Annotated in this window: 1 protein-coding gene; it reads right to left on the reverse strand. The window is 59.7% G+C overall.

Going from position 1 to position 305, the window contains the following annotated elements; all coding sequences use genetic code 11:
* Nucleotides 1-148: 148 nt before the first annotated feature.
* On the reverse strand, nt 149-305 hold a 157-nt coding region (locus EXE45_RS18675; RefSeq protein ID WP_199233723.1), incomplete at its 5' end, for a SufD family Fe-S cluster assembly protein.

The following is a 305-nucleotide window of genomic DNA, read 5'->3' on the forward strand; positions in this document are numbered from 1 at the left end:
AGACTAGTATCGATCCACGATCGTCTCTGCGATGTGTGCCCGACCGGAACATGCTGGACAGGCAACTACGTCACCACCGTCTAACCCGAACACGGTCACAAACTGTTGTGAGACGTGTGCTCCGCAGTGGGCGCACTCCGGCATCAGATCACCCCAGCGAACCCTCCATCTCGAGCTCGACGAGCCGGTTGAGCTCGACGGCGTACTCGATCGGCAGCTCCTCCGTGATGGGCTCGATGAAGCCCGAAACGATCATCTGTTTGGCGTCGTCGTCGTCGAGACCGCGCGACTGGAGGTAGAAGATG

Source organism: Halorubrum sp. SP9 (assembly GCF_005435015.1).
In the GTDB taxonomy this organism is placed as follows: domain Archaea; phylum Halobacteriota; class Halobacteria; order Halobacteriales; family Haloferacaceae; genus Halorubrum; species Halorubrum sodomense.